The sequence below is a fragment of the Kurthia zopfii genome (assembly GCF_003143955.1).
Taxonomy (GTDB): domain Bacteria; phylum Bacillota; class Bacilli; order Bacillales_A; family Planococcaceae; genus Kurthia; species Kurthia zopfii.
Map to the genome: position 1 here is coordinate 1 of NZ_QFVS01000037.1, position 19989 is coordinate 19989.

Below are 19989 nucleotides of genomic sequence, written 5' to 3' on the forward strand. Positions count from 1 at the left end.
TGCATCCGTATATGTAATTGCTTTTTCACTTACAGCTTGTACATTGGGATTACATTTTAATTGTTCTTGTTGTTCTCTAGTAAAATATAATTTAGTCATTCTAATCCACTCCAACATCTTTTTTTTTCATTATAAACAAAAGTACCCTATCAGAGGACTTTTTTCAAAGTGTCTATCTGATAGGGTACATTTTAATTTCCTTGGAGGGGGTTTCCTATATCTCTATTACTTCGCTACAATATTTACTAATTTACCTGGTACGGCGATTAGTTTTTTGATTTCTTTGCCTGCGATGTTTTCTTGTACGCTTTCGTTTGCAAGTGCTGCTGCTTCTAGGTCTTCGCGTGTTGCGTCTTTTGCGACTACTAGTTTAGCACGTACTTTGCCGTTGATTTGTACAACGATTTCGATTTCGTCGTCTACTAGTTTAGACTCATCGAATGTTGGCCATTCTGTATATGTGATTGATTCAGCGTGACCAAGTTTTTCCCAAAGTTCTTCACCTACGTGAGGTGCGATTGGTGCTAACATTTTCACGAAGCCTTCAGCATATTCAGTCGGTACAACGTCCGCTTTGTAACATTCGTTGATGAATACCATCATTTGTGAAATAGAAGTGTTGAAACGGATGTTTTCATTGTTATCCGTAACTTTTTGAACTGTTTGGTTATACACTTTTTCTAATGTCGTATCTGTTGATGGTTGGATTTTAGATGAAAGTTCACCTGTTTCCTCATCGATGAATAGACGCCATACGCGGTCTAAGAAACGACGTGCGCCATCAAGTCCGTTTGTTGACCAAGGAATTGAAGCTTCAAGTGGTCCCATGAACATTTCGTATAAACGAAGTGTATCTGCACCATGTGATTCGATAATATCGTCAGGGTTTACTACATTCCCTTTCGATTTAGACATTTTTTCATTACCTTCACCAAGAATCATCCCTTGGTTGAATAGTTTTTGGAATGGCTCTTTCGTTGGTACTATACCTAGGTCGAATAATACTTTATGCCAGAAACGAGCATATAGTAAGTGAAGAACTGCGTGTTCTTGTCCACCAATGTAAATATCAACTGGTAACCAGCGTTTTAGAAGTTCTGGATCTGCAATTGCTTCTGTATTGTGTGGATCGATGAAGCGTAGGAAGTACCATGAAGAACCTGCCCATTGTGGCATAGTGTTCGTTTCACGGCGACCTTTCATACCTGTTACTGGATCTACTACATTTACCCATTCTTCGATATTCGCAAGTGGTGATTCACCAGTACCTGATGGGTGAATATCCGTTGTTTTCGGTAAAACTAATGGAAGTTCTTCCTCTGGAACTGTTGTGATTGAACCATCTTCCCAATGGATAATTGGAATTGGTTCACCCCAGTAACGTTGACGAGAGAATAACCAGTCACGTAGGCGGTATGAAGTTTTCTTCTCACCAGCTTTATTTTCTTCTAACCATGCGATTGCTTTTTCAATACCTTCTTCTTTACCTAGACCGTCTAGGAATTCAGAGTTGATATGTGCGCCATCGCCTGTGAATGCTTCCTTCGTTACGTCGCCACCGTCAAGAACTGGTACGATTGGTAAATCGAATTGTTGTGCGAATTCATAGTCGCGTTCATCATGTGCAGGAACAGCCATAATTGCGCCAGTACCATATGTTGAAAGTACGTAATCAGCAATCCAAATCGGCACTTCTTTACCATTGATTGGGTTGATTGCATATGCACCTGTGAATACGCCTGATTTTTCTTTCGCTAAATCTGTACGTTCTAGGTCAGATTTTAATGAAACTTTCTCTAAGTAAGCTTCAACCGCTGCTGATTGTTCAGCTGTTGTAATTTCTTTTACAAGTTTATGTTCTGGCGCTAATACTGTGTAAGTAGCACCGAATAATGTGTCTGGACGAGTTGTGAAGACGCGGAACTCTTTATCTGTCCCTTTGATTTTGAAATCAACTTCAGCACCGTGTGAACGGCCGATCCAGTGGCGTTGCATATCTTTAATATTTTCTGGCCAATCAACATCATCTAAATCATCTACTAGACGATCCGCATATTCCGTAATTTTTAGCATCCATTGTTTCATTGGACGGCGAACTACTGGATGTCCTCCACGTTCAGAAAGACCATCGATTACTTCTTCGTTTGAAAGAACTGTACCAAGTGCTGGGCACCAGTTTACAGCTGCTTCTGAGATGTAAGCTAAGCCTTTTTTGTGTAGTTGAATGAAGATCCATTGTGTCCATTTGTAGTACTCTGGATCTGTCGTATTGATTTCACGTTTCCAGTCATAGCTGAATCCTAGTTCTTGGATTTGGCGTTTGAATGTCGCGATATTCGTAAGTGTGAATTCAGCAGGGTCATTCCCTGTATCAAGTGCGTATTGCTCAGCAGGAAGTCCGAATGCATCCCAGCCCATTGGGTGTAATACATTGTAGCCTTGCATACGTTTGAAACGTGATAGAATATCCGTCGCTGTATAACCTTCAGGGTGTCCTACGTGAAGTCCAGAACCTGATGGATACGGGAACATATCTAATGCGTAAAATTTCGGTTTTGAATTGTCGTTAATTGTTTCGAAAGATTGGTTTACATCCCAATACTTCTGCCATTTCTTCTCTACTTGTTGGTGATTAAAAGTCATTATATTTCCTCCTTTATTTACGTCGCACTTCATTTTTTAGCCAAAATAAAAAGTCCCGTCCCTTCATAATAAAAGGGACGAGACATATAATTCCCGCGGTACCACCCAAATTAGTGCCGAAACACTCAACTTGAATCCTTAACGCGGATAAACGGCTAGGTCATGTAATGCTCCTATGCAGACTCCCATGGCAAGTTCAATTCCTTCCACTATTAGCTCACACCAACCGCTAACTCTCTCAAAGCTTCCGTCATTTACTACTCCAGTTCAACGTCTTATAGTATATTAATTCAATCTTATCTGATACGACCTAAAATAACAAGTATAATTATTTAATTGTCAGAACTCTTTTCTACCGCTAGTTCTCTCGCCTTTTTTCTACGAAGTGGTAGATCATAAAGAACGAATGGCACAATCGCTGCGACCATGACAATTGTTAAAATAATAAATGTGATGTGCATGCCATAAGAATCTGCTAATACGCCACCGATGAATGGGCCAAGCATTTTCCCAAGCGTCGAGAAGCTGTTGACGATCCCTTGGAAGAAGCCGTCCTTCCCTTTCGGCGCTAACATACTCGCAATTGTCGGCACAACTGGGAAGATGAACATCTCACCGAATGAGATGATGATCATCGCCATTAAGAACATTTTGAATGTCCCTGCATATGACACGACTAAGAATGAAGCAACGAAGAATGCTAAACCAATCAAAAGTTGTGCTTTGAAGTTATCTTCAAGTCGTTTCACAATTGGTTTAATCAATGGTTGCCCTAGTACGATAATTAATCCATTCACCGTCCATAGTAAACTATACTGCGTTAATGGAATATCTAAAGTTTGTGTATAACTTGAAATCGTCGTCGTCCACTGTGAATACACTAACCAGGCAATCATAAAGCCAATTCCTAAAATACATAATGCATATAAATTCGTGCGGTCTTTTAATTTACCGCCCTCGCTTAACATTGTCGTCGCTGCATATGATTCTTCTACTTTAATAGAAGCATATGAGAATGCAATGAAGAAGAAGACGATGTACATGATTAAATTCGCACTGAAAATATAGTCAAAGCTTAATGTAGCGACTAATCCAGCTAATACCGGTCCGAATGCTACACCTACGTTTTGAGCCAAATAAATGGCGTTGAATCCTCGTCTACCACCTTCTGGCCAGACAATTCCGACCATTGCATACATAGATGGGAAGACGATCCCGCCACTGAATCCGATTAATGTCAGGAAGTACACGTAATGAGGCCAACCATGCCAAATCGTTAGTAAAGCTAATCCGATGATGGTAATGACAATTCCGACCATAATCGTTTTATAACCACCGATTTTATCAAATAGGTAACCACCTAATAAGTTCCCGACAACCCCAGCTGCGGCGTTTGCCATTAAGACAAGACCTGCGACAGATAGCGATTGCCCAAGATGTTCGTTCAAATAGATTGTATTTAACGGCCATAGAAAGGAGTTCCCCGTCGTGTTGACAAGCATTCCGATGACTAATAGCCAGACCATTTTCGGCATAATTCCCCTCCTCTTTTTTGAAGTCTTTGAGGTACATATTAGAGGATAATGTCCCGTGTTACAACCCTAAATATTACGAAATCCGAAAAATCCTTGTAGGCAAGCGTTCTCATTCAAGTTACGAAATTTTCAGACCATTTTTCTAGTCATTTGAATCCAACAATTTCGCAAATTCCATAACAATCAAATCATTTCATGTTAAAATGAATTGTTGAGGAGATGAATATTATGACAGAAAATCAGTTTCCATTCCCTTCAGATGGAAAACGTTATTATACATGGAATAGATATTTACGAAATGAATTTGGTTCGAAGGTTTTCAAAGTAGCCCTAGATGCAGGCTTTGACTGTCCAAACCGTGATGGTACAGTCGCTTTCGGTGGTTGTACATTTTGTTCGGCAGCTGGTTCTGGCGATTTCGCTGGTGACCGTGTTGATCCAATCGAAGTGCAATTCGCGACGATCAAAGAGAAAATGCAACATAAATGGAAAGACGGCAAAACGATGGCGTACTTCCAAGCTTATACGAATACACATGCACCGCTTCCTGAATTAAAAGAGAAATTCGAAGCTGCACTAGCTTGTGAAGGTGTCGTAGGTCTAAGTATCGCTACTCGCCCTGACTGCTTACCTGACGATGTTGTCGAATATTTAGCCGAGTTGAATGAACGTACTTATTTATGGGTCGAGCTAGGACTGCAAACGGTACATGATAAGACGGCTCGCCTAATAAACCGCGCCCATGACTATAAATTATATGTAGAAGGCGTTAATAAACTTCGCAAACATAATATCCGCATTTGTACACATATCATTAATGGTCTTCCGCTTGAAGATTACGATATGATGATGGAAACAGCGCGTGAAGTGGCGAAACTAGATGTTCAAGGGATTAAAATCCACTTACTTCATCTATTAAAAGGGACACCACTTGTGAAGCAATACGAAAAAGGTCAATTGGAATTAATGGATCAAGATGCGTATACACAACTTGTTGCGGATCAACTTGAAGTGATTCCTCCAGAAATGGTTGTCCAACGTATTACAGGCGACGGACCGATTGACTTAATGATTGGGCCTATGTGGTCAGTGAATAAATGGGAAGTTTTAAATGGGATTGATGGCGAGCTTGCAAAACGTGATAGCTGGCAAGGGAAGCATTTCGTGAAGGCGGCAGATGCGAAATGAAGTTAGAACGCGTTATTCAATATGCTCAAACTTTACTTACACAAACTGTTAGCGCGGGTGATATCGTAGTTGATGCGACTGCTGGCAACGGACATGATACGGCTTTCTTAGCTGATTTAGTTGGCGAAGAAGGTAGAGTATATGCTTTTGATGTCCAGCAACAAGCAATTGATTCTACAACGAAGCGTTTAGTCGATGCTGGTGTTGCTGATCGATGTGAAGTTATTTTAGATGGCCATGAAAATGTCGCAAAATATGTCTTATCAGATGTTCAAGCGGCAATTTTTAATCTAGGCTATTTACCTGGTGCTGAACATTCAATCGTGACGAAACCTTCTACTACTGTGATGGCGATTGAGTCGCTTGTGCAGAAGTTGAATATTGGCGGCATGATTGTACTTGTGATTTATCATGGACATGAAGGAGGGAAGGAAGAGCGAGATCGTGTCATCGAATACGTGTCTTCCCTACCACAGAAATCTATTCATGTATTGCGCTATGAATTCATCAACCAGAAAAATGACCCACCTTTCATCATCGCACTTGAAAAAGTAAAAGCATTACCAATTGAAAAGTAAGTGTTGTAGAAGCAGAAGTCATCATGATTTCTGCTTTTTTTTCATAGAAAAAGCCTCGGATTACATACCGAGACTTCCTACATTATTTATTGAACAATCTACCCATAAAACCTTTCGACTGTTCTTTCTTCTGTTCCTCATACTGCTCAACTTCCGCATTATGTTGTTGGACATTAATGCGATTTAACGCAGCCATAATCGCGCTATTTTGAGATTCAACTCGATCAAGTTGTTTTTTAGAAGTATTATTTTCTTCTTTCGGCGCTTCAATTTGTAACTTCATTGAAGAAAATTCTTCTTTTAAAGTTTCATTTTGTTGCATAAGCAATTCATTCTGCTCATGCTGCGCTTGAATCAATTGAATTAATTGTGCATTTTGTGATTCGATGCCTTTTACGTGGTCCGCTAAAAGTTCCATCGCATTTGAAAGATCCGCGTATCGATCCAATTCATAATTATTCTTCTTCTCAATTACTACTTGTTGAGCCGGTGGAATAATTTCAACTTCTTCTACATCAAAATCAGGTGCTGTCACAACTGCAGCTGCTTCTTTCAATGTCATTCCTTTTTTATTATGTAATTGTGCATACGCTAAAATTAACGCAACATCCTGTTCATCAAATGAACGGTAATTTCGGTGATCACGTCGTATCTCATATCCACTTTTCTCTAATACAGAAATATAGTGTTTTAAAGATGTTTTTTTAATCCCTACCATTTCAGCTAAATCGCCAGTTCCTAATACTTTTTCCATGAGATACCCTTCCTTCTATATGTTTCTACCCTCTCATTTTCTCAAAAAAAGTACATAAAAGCTATGGAATTGCTAAAGAAATGCAAAAAAGTGAACCATTTCTCCAAATGGCTCACTTAATACATCATTATTTATTCTTTTTTACCCAGAAATCAGCATTTTTAATCCCAAGTTTCTCTGGATTGAATACCGGATCAATGCCCATACGTTTTTGTTGCTCATAATCTTTCAACGCAATCAATGCCGGTTTGACCATGAAGATTAAGCATAGTACGTTGACCCAGACCATGATACCTAAACCGATATCACCTAATGTCCACGCTGCTTCCGACGTTCGAACTGCACCGAAGTAAGTCGCAAGAATAATGACGAACTGCACGACACGTGTCGCAATCTTCTGGCGTTTGCCGTCAAAAATATATGCTACATTCGTTTCGGCGATATAGTAGTATGCCATCGTCGTTGTGAAGGCGAAGAATAATAGCGCTACTGCGACGAACATCGTACCAAATCCCTCGATTGGGAATGCCGCATTCACTGCATGTTGCGTAAATGCCGTACCCGCTTCAATACCGGGTAAGTTTTGAACGAGGAATTCACCTTTTCCTTCATCCGCTTGAACATTGTACATTCCTGTGAAAAGAATCATAAACGCAGTCGCTGTACAAACTAGGAATGTATCCAAGTAAACTGACGCGGCTTGTACTAAACCTTGTTTAACTGGGTGAGATACTTCTGCTGCTGCTGCTGGGTGAGGGCCTGTACCTTGCCCCGCTTCGTTGGCATAAATACCACGCTTCACTCCCCATGCAATTGCCGCACCTAAAATCCCACTAAAGATTTCTTCTGCACCGAATGCACTTTTGAAAATTAATGCGAAAACTGTTGGCACTTGATCAAAATTCATCCCAATAATAATTGCCGCTACAAGAATATAAGCAATGGCCATGAATGGAACGATGATTGATGCTGCAGTCGCAATTCGTTTCACACCACCAACAATAATTAACCCTAAAATAATACAAACAAGTAAACCTGAAACCCAATGCGGCACATTGAATGCATTATTCATAGCATCTGCAATTGCATTCGCTTGAACAGTCGGTTGTAAAAATGACATCCCGATAATTGCGGCAATCGCAAAGATCATACCTAGCCATCTTTTTCCTGTGTATTTATGTATGTAAAATGCTGGTCCACCTCGATAAACACCATTTTTCTCTTCTTTGTAAATTTGCGCTAATGTCGATTCTACATAAGCTGTTGCTGCTCCAATGATGGCGATTACCCACATCCAGAAAATCGCACCTGGCCCACCGAATGCGATGGCCGTTGCTGTCCCTGCGATATTACCTGTACCAATTCGTCCAGATAGAGCCATAGACATCGCTTGGAATGAAGAAACACCTGCATCTGATTTCTTCCCATTGAATATTTGTCCAAACATATCTTTAATGAATCTGAATTGAACTCCTTTTGTAACAATCGTTAGTACGAGACCTACTAGTAGAATTCCGTAAATCATCCACGGACCCCAAAGTAAGTCGTAAATCGTGTTAATGATGTCTGTCATGTTGACTTCCCCCTAAAATACGAACAATAAGTTATTATTGGTAATTAATATACGCTTTTTATAATTCCTCCATTATTCTATTATAAAGAAAAATCAAGTCGTTTTAAACAGACAGTTGTGTTTATTTCAGCTACATTATACACATTTCTTCTTTATGTACTTTCCATAAATACATTTTCAATAGTATTATCAATGAAATTATCATTTATAAAGACTTTGTATTCCCTAGGTAGAAACACAATATAAAAAAGAAGCTCCATCTCAATTCCAATTTGAGATAGAGCTTCTAATTATACGATATAGCCTATTGTTCGTAGTCTGTTCAAAATAAAGTCTTCCACGTATTGATAGATCAATTCACGTTCAGGTTCTTGGAATAAATCATGATAGCATTGATCCCACTCTTTGTAGTGATACTCGGATAACTTTTGTTTTTCAAGCCACTTTCGATTGTAGGCTACGTCCGTGATTTTATCACTTTTACCATTCATCATTAATACGGGAATGTCTTTAAAGCGGTCTTCCACTTGGTAAATTGCCTTCATAAATTGTTGGAGTTCATGATACCATCTCACAGTGACAGACGGATTATAGTATGGATCATCCTTCTCTTCCATATAGAACTCGTAACTTCTTGAAAGTAGTCTAGCATCAATCTCATGGCGCATTTTAATGCCACCAGCGATTTTACTAACCCCTTTTAAAGCGGTTGCCATTTTTGATTGCTGATGTTGAAGATGTAACCAAGGTGAAGTCATAATGGCTCCAGCAATCTCGTATTTGAACTTCCCTACCGCATGCATCGCAAATGTCGCACCCATGCCATGTCCTAAAATAAATGTCGGTAAATTATATTGTGTCGCTTCATAAATCATTAACTTAATAAATTTCTCATAGTCTTTTAAATCTTCATCATGAATTTTCTTCGTTTTACTTTCTGCACCGTGTCCGGGTAAATCTCCGGCAATGACATGAAAACCAGCCACTCGAAGCTTTTCTATAAGCCATGCATATCTTCTATGATGTTCATACGCACTATGTATGATGACTACAACTGCTTTCGGTTGCCCTTCCGCTTCCCATTTCCACATATTGTCACTCGCTACTTTAAAACTCGCTTGGACGAGGTTGCTCTTTTAAATGTAACGATCTCCTTTTTGCTATATTGGTATCCATTTATACCGATCGTTGCAACAAACGTATTTTTTAAGAGTATTTAATACTTCTTCTATTGTAACGTATTCTGCTACTTTTTCGTTCCATAAATTCCAAGACTTTGATACGATTATGTTACATTTTAAAGAAAGAGGCGAATAATAACATGATTTATCCGTATAAAGGCAAAGAACCTAAAATTGACGAGACAGCATTCATTGGCGATCATGTCGTCATTACTGGCGATGTCACAATCGGCGAAGGTTCATCTATCTTCTATAATACAGTCATTCGTGGCGATGTATCACCTACGATTATCGGAAAGCGTGTGAATGTCCAAGATCTATGTTGTCTACATCAAAGCCCTGCATTCCCTTTAATCATTGAAGATGAGGCGTCTATTGGTCATCAAGCTACTTTGCATAGTTGTCATATTAAAAAAGGTGCGCTCATCGGTATGGCTTCAATCATCTTAGATGGAGCTGTCATCGGCGAAGGAGCATTCATTGGCGCTGGTAGCCTTGTCACACAAGGAACTGTTATACCGCCGAATACATTGGCTTTCGGTCGCCCTGCAAAAGCAGTACGTGAATTAACGGATGCTGACCGCAAAGATATGAACCGAATCTTAAATGAGTATTATGAAAAAGGTCAATATTATAAATCACTGCAAAAGAAATAAATTCTGTACTTAGTTATACCCTATCCTTTTATTTATTAACAAAAAAATCCAGACATTTTTAAAAGCACTGTCCTCCGATGAGAAGATAGTGCTTTTTATAATTTTTTAGCGAATTTAAACATGCCTTAATCTCAAAATACAAAAAAACCAGCCAACCCGGAAAACCGAGTGGCTGGAATATTTAGGATTAGTAACCCCAGATCATAGCTAGTAATGAACCGAACACAGTAACTAAACCAATAACTACAGAATAAATCGTTGCAACGTAAATTGATTTCTTATCATCAGTTTCTCCAATATGCATGAATAATACTAATTGAAGTGATGCTTGAGCAATTGCAGTAACCCAAAGGATTACTAATGCTGCTGTTAAAGATAAATCAAATTGAATAACAGATAGTGCAACTAGAGTTAATACGATCGAGCCGATAAAGCCCAATACGTGCTCTTTTGGAAATAGTTGTGCCATTCTACATCATTCCTTTCAAGTAAATAAAGCTGAACAGGAAGATCCAAACAACATCTAGGAAGTGCCAGTATAAAGAGAAGATAAACGCTTTATTGGCAGTACGTTTATTAATACCATGTTTTGAAACTTGGATAATAATCGCGATTCCCCATAGTAGACCGAACGTTACGTGAGCACCGTGAGTTCCTAATAGAGTCATTAGGGCTGACAAGAATGCACTTGAAGTGATTGTTGCACCGTGGTCTACGTAAGTGATAAATTCATCAATCTCAACTGCTAAGAACCCTGCACCTAGAAGTAAAGTAATGATATAGAATACGATCATTGGTTTAACGCGGCCTAAACGCATAGCGTGTACACCTAAACCAATAGTGAAACTAGAAGTTAAAAGTAAGAAAGTTTCAAGAATTACAGGTCCAATTTCGAAAAGCTCTGGGCCTGTTGGAGCTGAACCCGTACGGTTAACTAATGTGAAGTACGTTGTAAATAGTGTTGCGAAAAGTACAATTTCTGCGCCTAAGAAGATCCAGAAACCGAAGATTTTCAAATCATTTTCCTCGCCTTGGTACTCCAATGGCACTGAATTATTATGTTTTGACATTATCGGTCACCTCTCAATCTACGTTCTTCTTCTTCAATCTCTTTAATGTGAATATGACGACCTTCATCGATTTCGAATGAACGAACTGCCATGAAGATTAGAGTTACAACGCCTAGTGCGATTGCAATGCCAATTTCGTTGAAGATGAAGAAGAATGCGAATAATCCCATAACAACTGATTGCCAGAATGGAGCAGCTGAATCGTTTGGCATGTGGATGTCTTCAATTTTACCTGCTTGAAGGTCACGACCTTCTTTTTTAGCGTACCAGAATTCATCAAGACGGCTGATTGTTGGAACAACAGCGAAGTTATACTCTGGAACAGGAGAATGTGTAGCCCATTCAAGTGAACGCGCATCCCATGGATCTCCACCACAAGCAAGCTCTTTTCTGTGACGTAAGCTGTAGTAAATGTTGTATACAAGTGTTGCGAATCCTAATGCAAGGACAAGAGCACCGATAAATGAAATCATATTTAAAGTCATGTAACCAGTTTCTGCTGAGTATGTGTACATACGACGAGCATAACCATCTAAACCTAAGATGAACATAGGGAAGAATGTTACGTTGAATCCGATTGCGATTAACCAGAAACCAACTTGACCGATTTTTTCATTAAGTTTGAAACCGAACATTTTCGGCCACCAGAAGTGGTAACCAGCTAAGATACCGAATACAGTACCTGGAATTAATACATAGTGGAAGTGAGCAACTAAGAATAAAGTATTGTGATATTGATAGTCAGCACTTGCCATTGCTAGCATTACACCCGTAACCCCACCGATAGTGAAGATAGGAATGAAACCTAAAGCGTATAACATTGGAGTAGTGAATGTAATTCGACCGTGACGCATTGTCAGTAACCAGTTGAATATCTTAACTCCGGTAGGAACTGCGATTAACATTGTAGTGATTGAGAATACTCCGTTAACTACAACGCCGTGACCCATTGTGTAGAAATGGTGGGCCCATACTAAGAATGATAGTAATGAGATGATGATCATTGAAGCTACCATCGAACCATAGCCGAATAGGTTTTTACGTGAGAATGTTGCGATAACCTCACTAAATACACCAAAGGCAGGAAGGATAACGATATATACTTCAGGGTGACCCCAAACCCAGAATAAGTTGGCCCATAACATATCCATACCGCCATCTTCTGTAGAGAAGAATTTAGTACCGAATTGACGGTCCATTGTCATCATGATAAGTGCAACAGTTAATACTGGGAATGCAAATACTACGATGATGTTAGCGATGAATGAAGACCAAGTGAACATAGGAACTTTCATCCATGTCATACCTGGAGCACGCATCTTAACGATTGTTGTTACAAAGTTGATCCCGGTCATAAGTGAACCTAGACCTGAAATCTGTAACGACCAAGCGTAATAGTTATTATTAACACCTGGGTTATATTCAATACCTGCTAGTGGGAAGTAAGAAGTCCAACCAGCGTTTGGAGATCCACCGATGATGAATGATACGTTAATTAGTACCGCACCAGCTGCGAATAACCAGAAAGATAAAGCGTTTAGACGTGGGAAGGCTACGTCACGAGCACCAATTTGTAGTGGAATAACTACGTTGAACAAACCAAATAAGAATGGCATTGCTACGAATAGAATCATTAATACACCATGTGTAGTAAAGATTTCATTATAGTGTTCAGAGTTTAATAATTTGTTGTCTGGTACGGCAGTTTGAGCACGCATTAATAGTGCTTCTACCCCACCTTTGAATAACATTACAAGTGCAACGAAAATGTACATTACACCGATTTTTTTATGGTCTACTGTTTTAATGTAGTTGTTGTATAACCAACCCCACAATTTAAAGTACGTAAGACCAGCTATAACTGCGATTACACCGACCATGATACCAACAGCGGTACCCATGATAAGAGGTTCTTTTAACGGTGCAAAAATTTCACTCATTGTCAATTTGGTTAACTCCTTTCATACTTCTACCTTTTTTAAAAGGAAAAATGGTTTTTGAGATTACTCCATACTGTCCATGTCGTCCATGTCATCCATGTCGTGTTCTTCTGGATCAGCACGTTTTTGACCTTTTTTCGATTCATTATACTTGCTCGCATCCATCATGGCTTTGTGGTCCATTGGTGGTTTCGAGAATTCTAAGTGAGTAGAAGAGAAGCTTTTTTGTCCAACAACGCTTGCTTTAAGCAGCTTGTTGAATTCTTTTTCTGTTAATTTTGGTTCTTTAGCTTTTACATCTTTAGCCCATTGATCGAAATCAGCTTGTGACTCAGCAGTGATGTTAAATTGCATTGCCTCGAATCCTTCACCATTGAAGTTCGAGTTACGGCCCCAATAATCGCCTTTATGATCTGCAGCTAAGTGAATCTTAGTTAACATATCTGTCATAGCGTATTTTTGACCTGCTAGTTGTGGAACCCAGAAACTTGTGATTGTACCGAATGAGTATAAACGGAACTCGATCGGACGATCAGTTGGAATATGTGCATAGTTTACAGTTTCAATTCCTTGTTCAGGATAACTGAAGTGCCATTTCCATTCTGATGAAGAAGCATAAACAACAAGAGGTTTCTTGTCGCCATAACCCTCAGGTTTAGACTCTACATCTTTAGTAGTTACGATTGTTACTACTGATAAGAAAGCAACGATAACGATAGGAATAACTGTCCAAAGAATCTCTAACTTATGGTTACCTGCTTCGTGTGGTGGCTCATAGTCAGCCCCCATTTTACCTGCGCGGTATTTAGTTAGCATATTGATTAATAGAATGTAAACAACTGCTAGTACTACAACCATTGTTGCGATAGAAATCCAAATCGTTTTTGATAATGTTTCTGCATTCGGTCCTTTAGGATTTAAAACCATTAAAGGTTCACATCCAGATAAAACTACCGCTAGTAATGCAGCTACGATTGGCATAATTAACACTTTTTTACTCATGTTGTACTCCCTTCTAAAACAACCTTCTTTAATTAAGTATAGAATGTTGAATGGATATTGAAGTGTGTCCCCCTATATCTACTCTGCGTTGCAAAATAAATATGTTTCTGAATTTGCTGAGATGATTGAACATTTTAATGCCTCGTGCGTCCTAGTAGTTAAATCCGTATTTATCAATTCTCTTTATAATTGCTATACAACGAAAACAAACGAATTCATAAATAGTAGATCCTCTACAATTCTTCACAAGGTAACCCAAGCTCTCTAACCAACTTCTTACACTAAGAAGCATTCAACCTTCTTTTCAATTCAAACTGAATTATAAACCTAAAGCTTACCGAAAAGAATAAAAATCTAAATTATTTCACACATTCTTTGAAAGTTTTTGAACGTTCTGTGGACAACAAAGACGAACGACTCGAAAAAATACATTTCCAAAGGACCTAATATACAGTAAAAAACCATATATTTGAAATAAAGAAATTCTGTTCCATCTGTATTTCCATCTATTTTTTCTCCGGGTAATAGATCTATACATATTTTCCAAAATTTACCGAAAAAATATCCCTTAAATTTGTAAGCCTTGGTAATAATCAGTAACCTCTGTTAAAAATCGAAAAGAGTATCTAATTTTTGATTAGATACTCATCGAACTTTCACAGCTCTACATATTATATAGGAAAACTTCTTTCCTATTATATCATTGTTTATAAACACTTCAAGGCTGAACTGCTTGTTGTAAAATTTCGGAATTTTCGAAAGTTGTCTATTTTTATTATTACAATTCAGATAGTGAATAACAGGCTTACTTTTTTTCGGTGCTTTGTGTAGCGTTTGTCATGCAGCAGATTGATTTCCTATTTTCTATCAGTTCACTACTTTAACAAAAATGATCCAAAAAATCGGATAAAAAATTATTTATCCGATTCGAGTTTCTTCTATTTAAAATCATTCTTCCTCGCGAAGTTCTGGTTTTAAGATTGATTCAGGAAATTCTACTTGATCCAGCTCATCACTCTCCCCATTATCATAACCATTAATGAGAATTTTTTGGAACATCGCATTGCTAATATGATTAGTCAGGAAATCTGCTTTATTTCCTTTCGTAATATGCGAGTAAATAAATTTAGTCGTTCCACCATTTGTATTTTGCCATTTTAAGAAGGCGATTGGTCTTGGAATATAGTTGAAATTGTTTTCTCGAATTGTCGGTTTATACGATCCACTCAAAAATACACCTCGTAATAGCGCATTTTCTTCCTTATTTGATTCAGCTTTCGTCATCGAAAACGTATTATTTTCAATGACTGGTTGTGACCAATTTAATCCACGGATATAATCACGCTTAATTTTAGACATTTTATTATCACGAATCGTTACTTTCTTATGCAATTTCTTTTCCGAGTATTTATGTGTACCAATCGCTCTCGGTAAGTTGTAGAAAGTATTCCCTTCGATTAACACCGTATCATTTGCTTGACGGTCAAATTTACTCCACTCTTGACTCCACCCTTTTGTAGTACGGTCTGGTGTATCTAAATTGATTGCTTCTTTAATAGAAGCATAGCCATCTTTTGAGTTTTTAAAGCTTGAATTTGTTACTTTGACGTTTTTAGAAGCATCCATTTCAATAAAATGAGCATTACTAATGTTTTGGAAGTCGATATTGTCTACTTTGACATTTTGGTTATGGCCCATAATGATGGCAATTCCTTTTTCAAAATACTTCATATCAATCGTCGCTTTACCACTACCGATGAATTGTATATTTTTCTCACCATTATGTTTGCCGTATGCACCTTTTTTATTCGCTTTTGATGGGCGCACAAGTTGGAAAATTGATGTCGACGGTTTGAATTGAGATGTACCTGTCTTCGTCCCTTTATTCAATCGAGCATCATTCTCTAATTTAATCGTTACATTTGAAGGAATATATAGAGCGTTTGAAATCGTATATGTACCCTTTTTCAAAACTAATGTACCACCATTTTCTTTCTCAAATTTCTCTAAATAAGATCTTAATAAATAATAATGTTTCGTATCTTTATTATAAGTAGAAAACCTTAAAAATAATGGATCTACTGGTTTTGAACTAGGTGTGATTTTATACACTTTTTTACTTGCTGCTTCGGCCGTATTTTCATGACCTGCGACAGCAAAAATAGCCATACAGATGAATAATAATGCGATAATCTTTTTCATGATGTTCCTCCTAGCGTTTTTCATTGCAGTGACTAGCATAACACATAAGTAAGGTGAAACTCCCTAAACTATGGGTATTTAGTTATCCTTTTCACCTATTTATTGCATTTTTAAGAGAATTACTGATTAATAAACCGTTTTTTCGCTATGAGTTAAGTTTTTAAACGTAAATTCAATTAGACCAAAAAAAAAGCACAGCCGAATGGAAAACCATTGGCCATACCTCATTTTATTAAAACTTATGCAAATTTTACTTTTAAAGCTTCTGCTTTGTCAGTAGCTTCCCAAGGAACATCTAAGTCTGTACGACCGAAATGACCGTAAGCAGCTGTTTGTTTGTAAATTGGACGACGTAGGTCAAGCATTTTAATGATGCCTGCTGGACGTAGGTCGAATAAGTCACGAACCGCTTCTACTAATTCAGCTTCTGATACTTTACCAGTTTCGAAAGTATCGATTGCGATTGATACTGGTTGAGCAACACCAATTGCATACGCTAATTGAACTTCTGCTTTGTCAGCTAAGCCAGCAGCTACGATGTTTTTGGCAACGTAACGTGCAGCGTATGCACCAGAACGGTCAACTTTCGTTGCATCTTTACCAGAGAACGCACCGCCACCATGACGAGCGTAACCACCGTAAGTATCTACGATAATTTTACGACCTGTAAGTCCTGCATCTCCTTTAGGTCCACCAATTACGAAACGACCTGTTGGGTTGATGAAGTATTTTGTTTCAGCATCTAATAATTCAGCTGGCACTACTTCAGCAATTACGTGTTTACGTAAATCTTCATTAATTTGTTCTAAAGTAACTTCTTCATCATGTTGAGTAGAGATGACAATTGTATCTACACGTACTGGGTGGTTGTTCTCATCATACTCGATCGTTACTTGTGTTTTACCATCTGGACGTAGGTAAGTCAGTAAACCTGATTTACGAACTTCAGTTAGGCGACGAGATAATTTATGCGCAAGGCTAATTGGTAAAGGCATAAGTTCAGGTGTTTCGTTATTTGCATAACCGAACATTAACCCTTGGTCACCAGCACCGATTGCTTCGATATCTTCATCTGTCATACTACCTTCACGTGCTTCTAGCGCTTGGTCTACACCTAATGCGATATCAGGTGATTGTTCCCCAATTGCTACAAGTACAGCTAAGTTCTCTGCATCAAAACCGTATTTGCCACGAGTGTAGCCGATTCCTTCTACAGTTTCACGCACGATTCCTTTGATGTCTACGTAAGTAGATGTTGAGATTTCACCTGCAACAAGAACAAGTCCTGTTGTAACAGTTGTTTCACATGCTACACGCGCATTCGGATCTTTTGCGATAATCGCATCTAAAATTGCATCTGAGATTTGATCACAAATTTTATCCGGATGTCCTTCTGTAACACTTTCTGATGTAAATAGTCTTCGTTGAGCCATAATATGGTTTCCTCCTATACGAGATCGCCTCGAAAAAAGATACGGTACTCTTGATCCATGTGTGTTCTATTATTTATAATAAAACTCCAAGCCAGCATATTGCTGCTATTTAACACGAGGATGTAATAGAAAGTGCCATTCATACATATTAAAAGATGAATTTCATCGTATATTTAGAAATAAAAAAACCCCTCACTCATAAAAAGCTCATGAGAGAAGGGTGTTATTTCGTAAGCACTCTTCACTCTTATCGTTCAAGGAAATATCCTTGCATTCAGATTAGCACCAACGCATCACATGAGAATGTCATGCAGGTTGCCGGGTTTCATAGGGCCTGACCCTCCACCAGCTCGGGATAAGAGTATCCGTTCATTTCATATGTTAGTAGATATAGACTTCAAAGTCAACAGTTGAATATTCTCTTCCTATTATAAAGGTATTTTAAGCGACGATTTGTACCGTTATTTTCTTTGTCACATTCCGTAAAAATTATCTTAAATAAATACATAATTAGTATAGACTAATATGTTGAATGTGTTATACTAATTGCAGAAATGATAACTAACCACTTTGTGGGTAATATAAATATAAAAAAGGATGGTATTCAAACACATGAATTCAGTAGAAATTTCGAATGAATTGAAGACACTTTTAGCAGGTGACAATATTAAGGAACAACTTTCTGTTGCAGAATTAGTTGAAAAAGCTACATCTCGTGGCGAAGCAATTTTAACAGTGGACGGTGCCGTTCGTGCCAACACTGGTAAATACACTGGTCGTTCTCCTAAAGATAAATTTATGGTAGAAGAAGATAGCTCAAAAGAAAATATTGATTGGGGTTCAGTAAACCGCCCTATCTCATCTGAAGTTTTCGATGCACTTTACACTAAAGTGGTAAATTACTTAAAAGAAAAAGAAGAAATCTTTGTGTTCAAAGGCTTTGCTGGTGCTGATGAAGCGACTCGCTTATCAATTCGTGTTGTTAATGAATATGCATGGCATAATCTTTTTGCTCACAACCTTTTCATTCGCCCTACTGACGAAGAAGCTGCAAATCACATGGCTGATTTCACAATCGTTTCAGCGCCTACTTTCCACGCAGATCCAGAAGTTGATGGTACTCAATCTGAAACATTCATCATGGTTTCTCTTGAGAAGAAAATCATCCTAATCGGTGGTACTGAGTATGCTGGCGAAATGAAAAAATCAATCTTCGGCATCATGAACTACTTACTACCTCAACAAGGTATTCTTTCAATGCACTGTTCAGCTAACGTTGGCGAAAAAGGCGATACTGCTTTATTCTTCGGCTTATCTGGTACTGGTAAAACAACTTTATCAGCAGATGCTAACCGCAAACTAATCGGTGATGACGAGCATGGTTGGTCAGATACTGGCGTATTTAATATTGAAGGTGGTTGCTACGCAAAAACAATCAATCTTTCAGCTGAAAAAGAGCCAGAAATCTACAATGCAATCCGTTTCGGTACTGTTTTAGAAAACGTAGTAGTTGATGAAGATACACGCATTCCTGATTACGATGATGAAACACCAACTCAAAATACGCGTGCGGCTTACCCAATCGACAATATTGATAACATCGTATTACCATCAGTTGCAGGTCACCCAAATACAATCATCTTCTTAACTGCAGATGCATTTGGCGTATTACCTCCAATCTCTAAATTAACAAAAGAACAAGCGATGTACCACTTCTTATCAGGTTTCACTTCGAAAACTCCTGGTACAGAACGCGGTGTAGTTGAACCAGAACCAGTATTCTCTACTTGCTTCGGTTCTCCATTCTTACCACTTCCAGCAACAGTTTACGCTGAAATGCTTGGTAACAAAATCGACGAACATAATGTAAATGTATTCCTAGTAAACACTGGTTGGACTGGTGGCGTATTCGGTACTGGTAAACGTATGAAACTTTCATACACTCGTGCTATGGTAAACGCAGCAATCGAAGGTACATTAAACAATGTTGAAACTGTTCAAGATCCATTCTTCGGTTTAGCAATTCCTAAAGCGATGGACGGAATTCCAGCTGACTTATTAAACCCTCGCGATGCATGGGCTGATAAAGATGCTTACGATGCAAAAGCTAAACAATTAGCGGGTATGTTCCACGAGAACTTCAAAAAATTCGCTAAAGTTTCAGATGATATCACAACTAAAGGTGCGCCATTAGTTTAATAGACATAACAAAAGCCTAGGATTCTTCCTAGGCT

At 38.4% G+C, this 19989-nt stretch carries 15 protein-coding genes, 1 riboswitch and 1 other annotated feature; of the genes, 4 read left to right on the forward strand and 11 right to left on the reverse strand.

Annotated features, from left to right (window positions below; all coding sequences use genetic code 11):
* Positions 1-225: 225 nt before the first annotated feature.
* Together leuS and DF281_RS11870 are read right to left on the reverse strand one after the other, a co-directional pair.
* Positions 226-2643, reverse strand: coding sequence for a leucine--tRNA ligase (gene leuS, locus DF281_RS11865; protein ID WP_109350478.1), 2418 nt, complete (start codon positions 2641-2643; stop codon positions 226-228).
* Positions 2644-2713: 70 nt separating this feature from the next.
* Positions 2714-2923: a binding site (T-box leader), on the reverse strand.
* A 52-nt stretch (positions 2924-2975) separates the two neighbouring features.
* Entirely contained in the window at positions 2976-4178 is a 1203-nt protein-coding gene (locus DF281_RS11870; RefSeq protein ID WP_109350479.1) for an MDR family MFS transporter, read from the reverse strand.
* Between the two features lie 228 nt (positions 4179-4406).
* On the opposite strand from DF281_RS11870, the gene mnmL reads away from it, so the two are divergent.
* Positions 4407-5366, forward strand: coding sequence for a tRNA modification radical SAM protein MnmL/YtqA (mnmL, locus tag DF281_RS11875; protein ID WP_109350480.1), 960 nt, complete (start codon positions 4407-4409; stop codon positions 5364-5366).
* Entirely contained in the window at positions 5363-5944 is a 582-nt protein-coding gene (mnmM, locus tag DF281_RS11880; RefSeq protein WP_109350481.1) for a tRNA 5-(aminomethyl)-2-thiouridylate-methyltransferase MnmM, read from the forward strand. The genes mnmL and mnmM overlap by 4 nt, the downstream gene beginning before the upstream one ends.
* Before the next feature lie 82 nt (positions 5945-6026).
* On the opposite strand, the gene DF281_RS11885 is transcribed toward mnmM, so the two are convergent.
* The 3 genes from DF281_RS11885 to DF281_RS11895 form a co-directional block, all read right to left on the reverse strand.
* A complete protein-coding gene (locus DF281_RS11885) occupies positions 6027-6698 on the reverse strand; it encodes a helix-turn-helix domain-containing protein (protein WP_109350482.1) in 672 nt (223 codons plus the stop codon).
* A gap of 127 nt (positions 6699-6825) precedes the next feature.
* A complete protein-coding gene (locus tag DF281_RS11890) occupies positions 6826-8271 on the reverse strand; it encodes an alanine/glycine:cation symporter family protein (RefSeq protein WP_109350483.1) in 1446 nt (481 codons plus the stop codon).
* A gap of 290 nt (positions 8272-8561) precedes the next feature.
* Positions 8562-9362, reverse strand: a complete 801-nt coding sequence (locus DF281_RS11895; RefSeq protein WP_109350484.1) for an alpha/beta hydrolase — start codon at positions 9360-9362, stop codon at positions 8562-8564.
* 230 nt (positions 9363-9592) lie between these two features.
* Between DF281_RS11895 and DF281_RS11900 the strand changes: the two genes are divergently transcribed.
* Positions 9593-10108 carry a gamma carbonic anhydrase gene (locus DF281_RS11900; protein ID WP_109350485.1) on the forward strand — a complete coding sequence of 172 codons (516 nt, stop codon included), beginning with the start codon at positions 9593-9595 and terminating at the stop codon, positions 10106-10108.
* Positions 10109-10295: 187 nt separating this feature from the next.
* Here DF281_RS11900 and qoxD read toward each other — a convergent pair whose 3' ends face one another.
* From qoxD to metK, 6 genes are all read right to left on the reverse strand, one after another.
* Positions 10296-10577 carry a cytochrome aa3 quinol oxidase subunit IV gene (qoxD, locus tag DF281_RS11905; RefSeq protein WP_109350486.1) on the reverse strand — a complete coding sequence of 94 codons (282 nt, stop codon included), beginning with the start codon at positions 10575-10577 and terminating at the stop codon, positions 10296-10298.
* A 1-nt stretch (position 10578) separates the two neighbouring features.
* Positions 10579-11178 carry a cytochrome aa3 quinol oxidase subunit III gene (gene qoxC / locus DF281_RS11910; protein WP_109350487.1) on the reverse strand — a complete coding sequence of 200 codons (600 nt, stop codon included), beginning with the start codon at positions 11176-11178 and terminating at the stop codon, positions 10579-10581.
* Positions 11178-13118, reverse strand: a complete 1941-nt coding sequence (qoxB, locus tag DF281_RS11915; protein WP_109350501.1) for a cytochrome aa3 quinol oxidase subunit I — start codon at positions 13116-13118, stop codon at positions 11178-11180. Before qoxB ends, qoxC begins: the two co-directional genes overlap by 1 nt.
* 63 nt (positions 13119-13181) lie before the next feature.
* Positions 13182-14120 carry a cytochrome aa3 quinol oxidase subunit II gene (gene qoxA / locus DF281_RS11920; protein WP_109350488.1) on the reverse strand — a complete coding sequence of 313 codons (939 nt, stop codon included), beginning with the start codon at positions 14118-14120 and terminating at the stop codon, positions 13182-13184.
* 948 nt (positions 14121-15068) lie between these two features.
* Positions 15069-16322: a glycoside hydrolase family protein gene (locus DF281_RS11925; RefSeq protein ID WP_166636136.1), complete on the reverse strand. Its 1254-nt coding sequence runs from the start codon at positions 16320-16322 to the stop codon at positions 15069-15071.
* A gap of 239 nt (positions 16323-16561) precedes the next feature.
* A complete protein-coding gene (gene metK, locus DF281_RS11930) occupies positions 16562-17755 on the reverse strand; it encodes a methionine adenosyltransferase (protein WP_109350490.1) in 1194 nt (397 codons plus the stop codon).
* A 244-nt stretch (positions 17756-17999) separates the two neighbouring features.
* Positions 18000-18117, reverse strand: a riboswitch (SAM riboswitch).
* A 250-nt stretch (positions 18118-18367) separates the two neighbouring features.
* On the opposite strand from metK, the gene pckA reads away from it, so the two are divergent.
* A complete protein-coding gene (pckA, locus tag DF281_RS11935; protein WP_109350491.1) occupies positions 18368-19954 on the forward strand; it encodes a phosphoenolpyruvate carboxykinase (ATP) in 1587 nt (528 codons plus the stop codon).
* Positions 19955-19989 lie beyond the last annotated feature (35 nt).

What these genes read in the sequence shown, in the direction of transcription:
- leuS (WP_109350478.1), bottom strand. Translation starts at nt 2,643, where the DNA reads ATGACTTTTAATCACCAACAAGTAGAGAAGAAATGGCAGAAGTATTGG.
- DF281_RS11870 (WP_109350479.1), bottom strand. Translation starts at nt 4,178, where the DNA reads ATGCCGAAAATGGTCTGGCTATTAGTCATCGGAATGCTTGTCAACACG.
- mnmL (WP_109350480.1), top strand. Translation starts at nt 4,407, where the DNA reads ATGACAGAAAATCAGTTTCCATTCCCTTCAGATGGAAAACGTTATTAT.
- mnmM (WP_109350481.1), top strand. Translation starts at nt 5,363, where the DNA reads ATGAAGTTAGAACGCGTTATTCAATATGCTCAAACTTTACTTACACAA.
- DF281_RS11885 (WP_109350482.1), bottom strand. Translation starts at nt 6,698, where the DNA reads ATGGAAAAAGTATTAGGAACTGGCGATTTAGCTGAAATGGTAGGGATT.
- DF281_RS11890 (WP_109350483.1), bottom strand. Translation starts at nt 8,271, where the DNA reads ATGACAGACATCATTAACACGATTTACGACTTACTTTGGGGTCCGTGG.
- DF281_RS11895 (WP_109350484.1), bottom strand. Translation starts at nt 9,362, where the DNA reads ATGTGGAAATGGGAAGCGGAAGGGCAACCGAAAGCAGTTGTAGTCATC.
- DF281_RS11900 (WP_109350485.1), top strand. Translation starts at nt 9,593, where the DNA reads ATGATTTATCCGTATAAAGGCAAAGAACCTAAAATTGACGAGACAGCA.
- qoxD (WP_109350486.1), bottom strand. Translation starts at nt 10,577, where the DNA reads ATGGCACAACTATTTCCAAAAGAGCACGTATTGGGCTTTATCGGCTCG.
- qoxC (WP_109350487.1), bottom strand. Translation starts at nt 11,178, where the DNA reads ATGTCAAAACATAATAATTCAGTGCCATTGGAGTACCAAGGCGAGGAA.
- qoxB (WP_109350501.1), bottom strand. Translation starts at nt 13,118, where the DNA reads ATGAGTGAAATTTTTGCACCGTTAAAAGAACCTCTTATCATGGGTACC.
- qoxA (WP_109350488.1), bottom strand. Translation starts at nt 14,120, where the DNA reads ATGAGTAAAAAAGTGTTAATTATGCCAATCGTAGCTGCATTACTAGCG.
- DF281_RS11925 (WP_166636136.1), bottom strand. Translation starts at nt 16,322, where the DNA reads ATGAAAAAGATTATCGCATTATTATTCATCTGTATGGCTATTTTTGCT.
- metK (WP_109350490.1), bottom strand. Translation starts at nt 17,755, where the DNA reads ATGGCTCAACGAAGACTATTTACATCAGAAAGTGTTACAGAAGGACAT.
- pckA (WP_109350491.1), top strand. Translation starts at nt 18,368, where the DNA reads ATGAATTCAGTAGAAATTTCGAATGAATTGAAGACACTTTTAGCAGGT.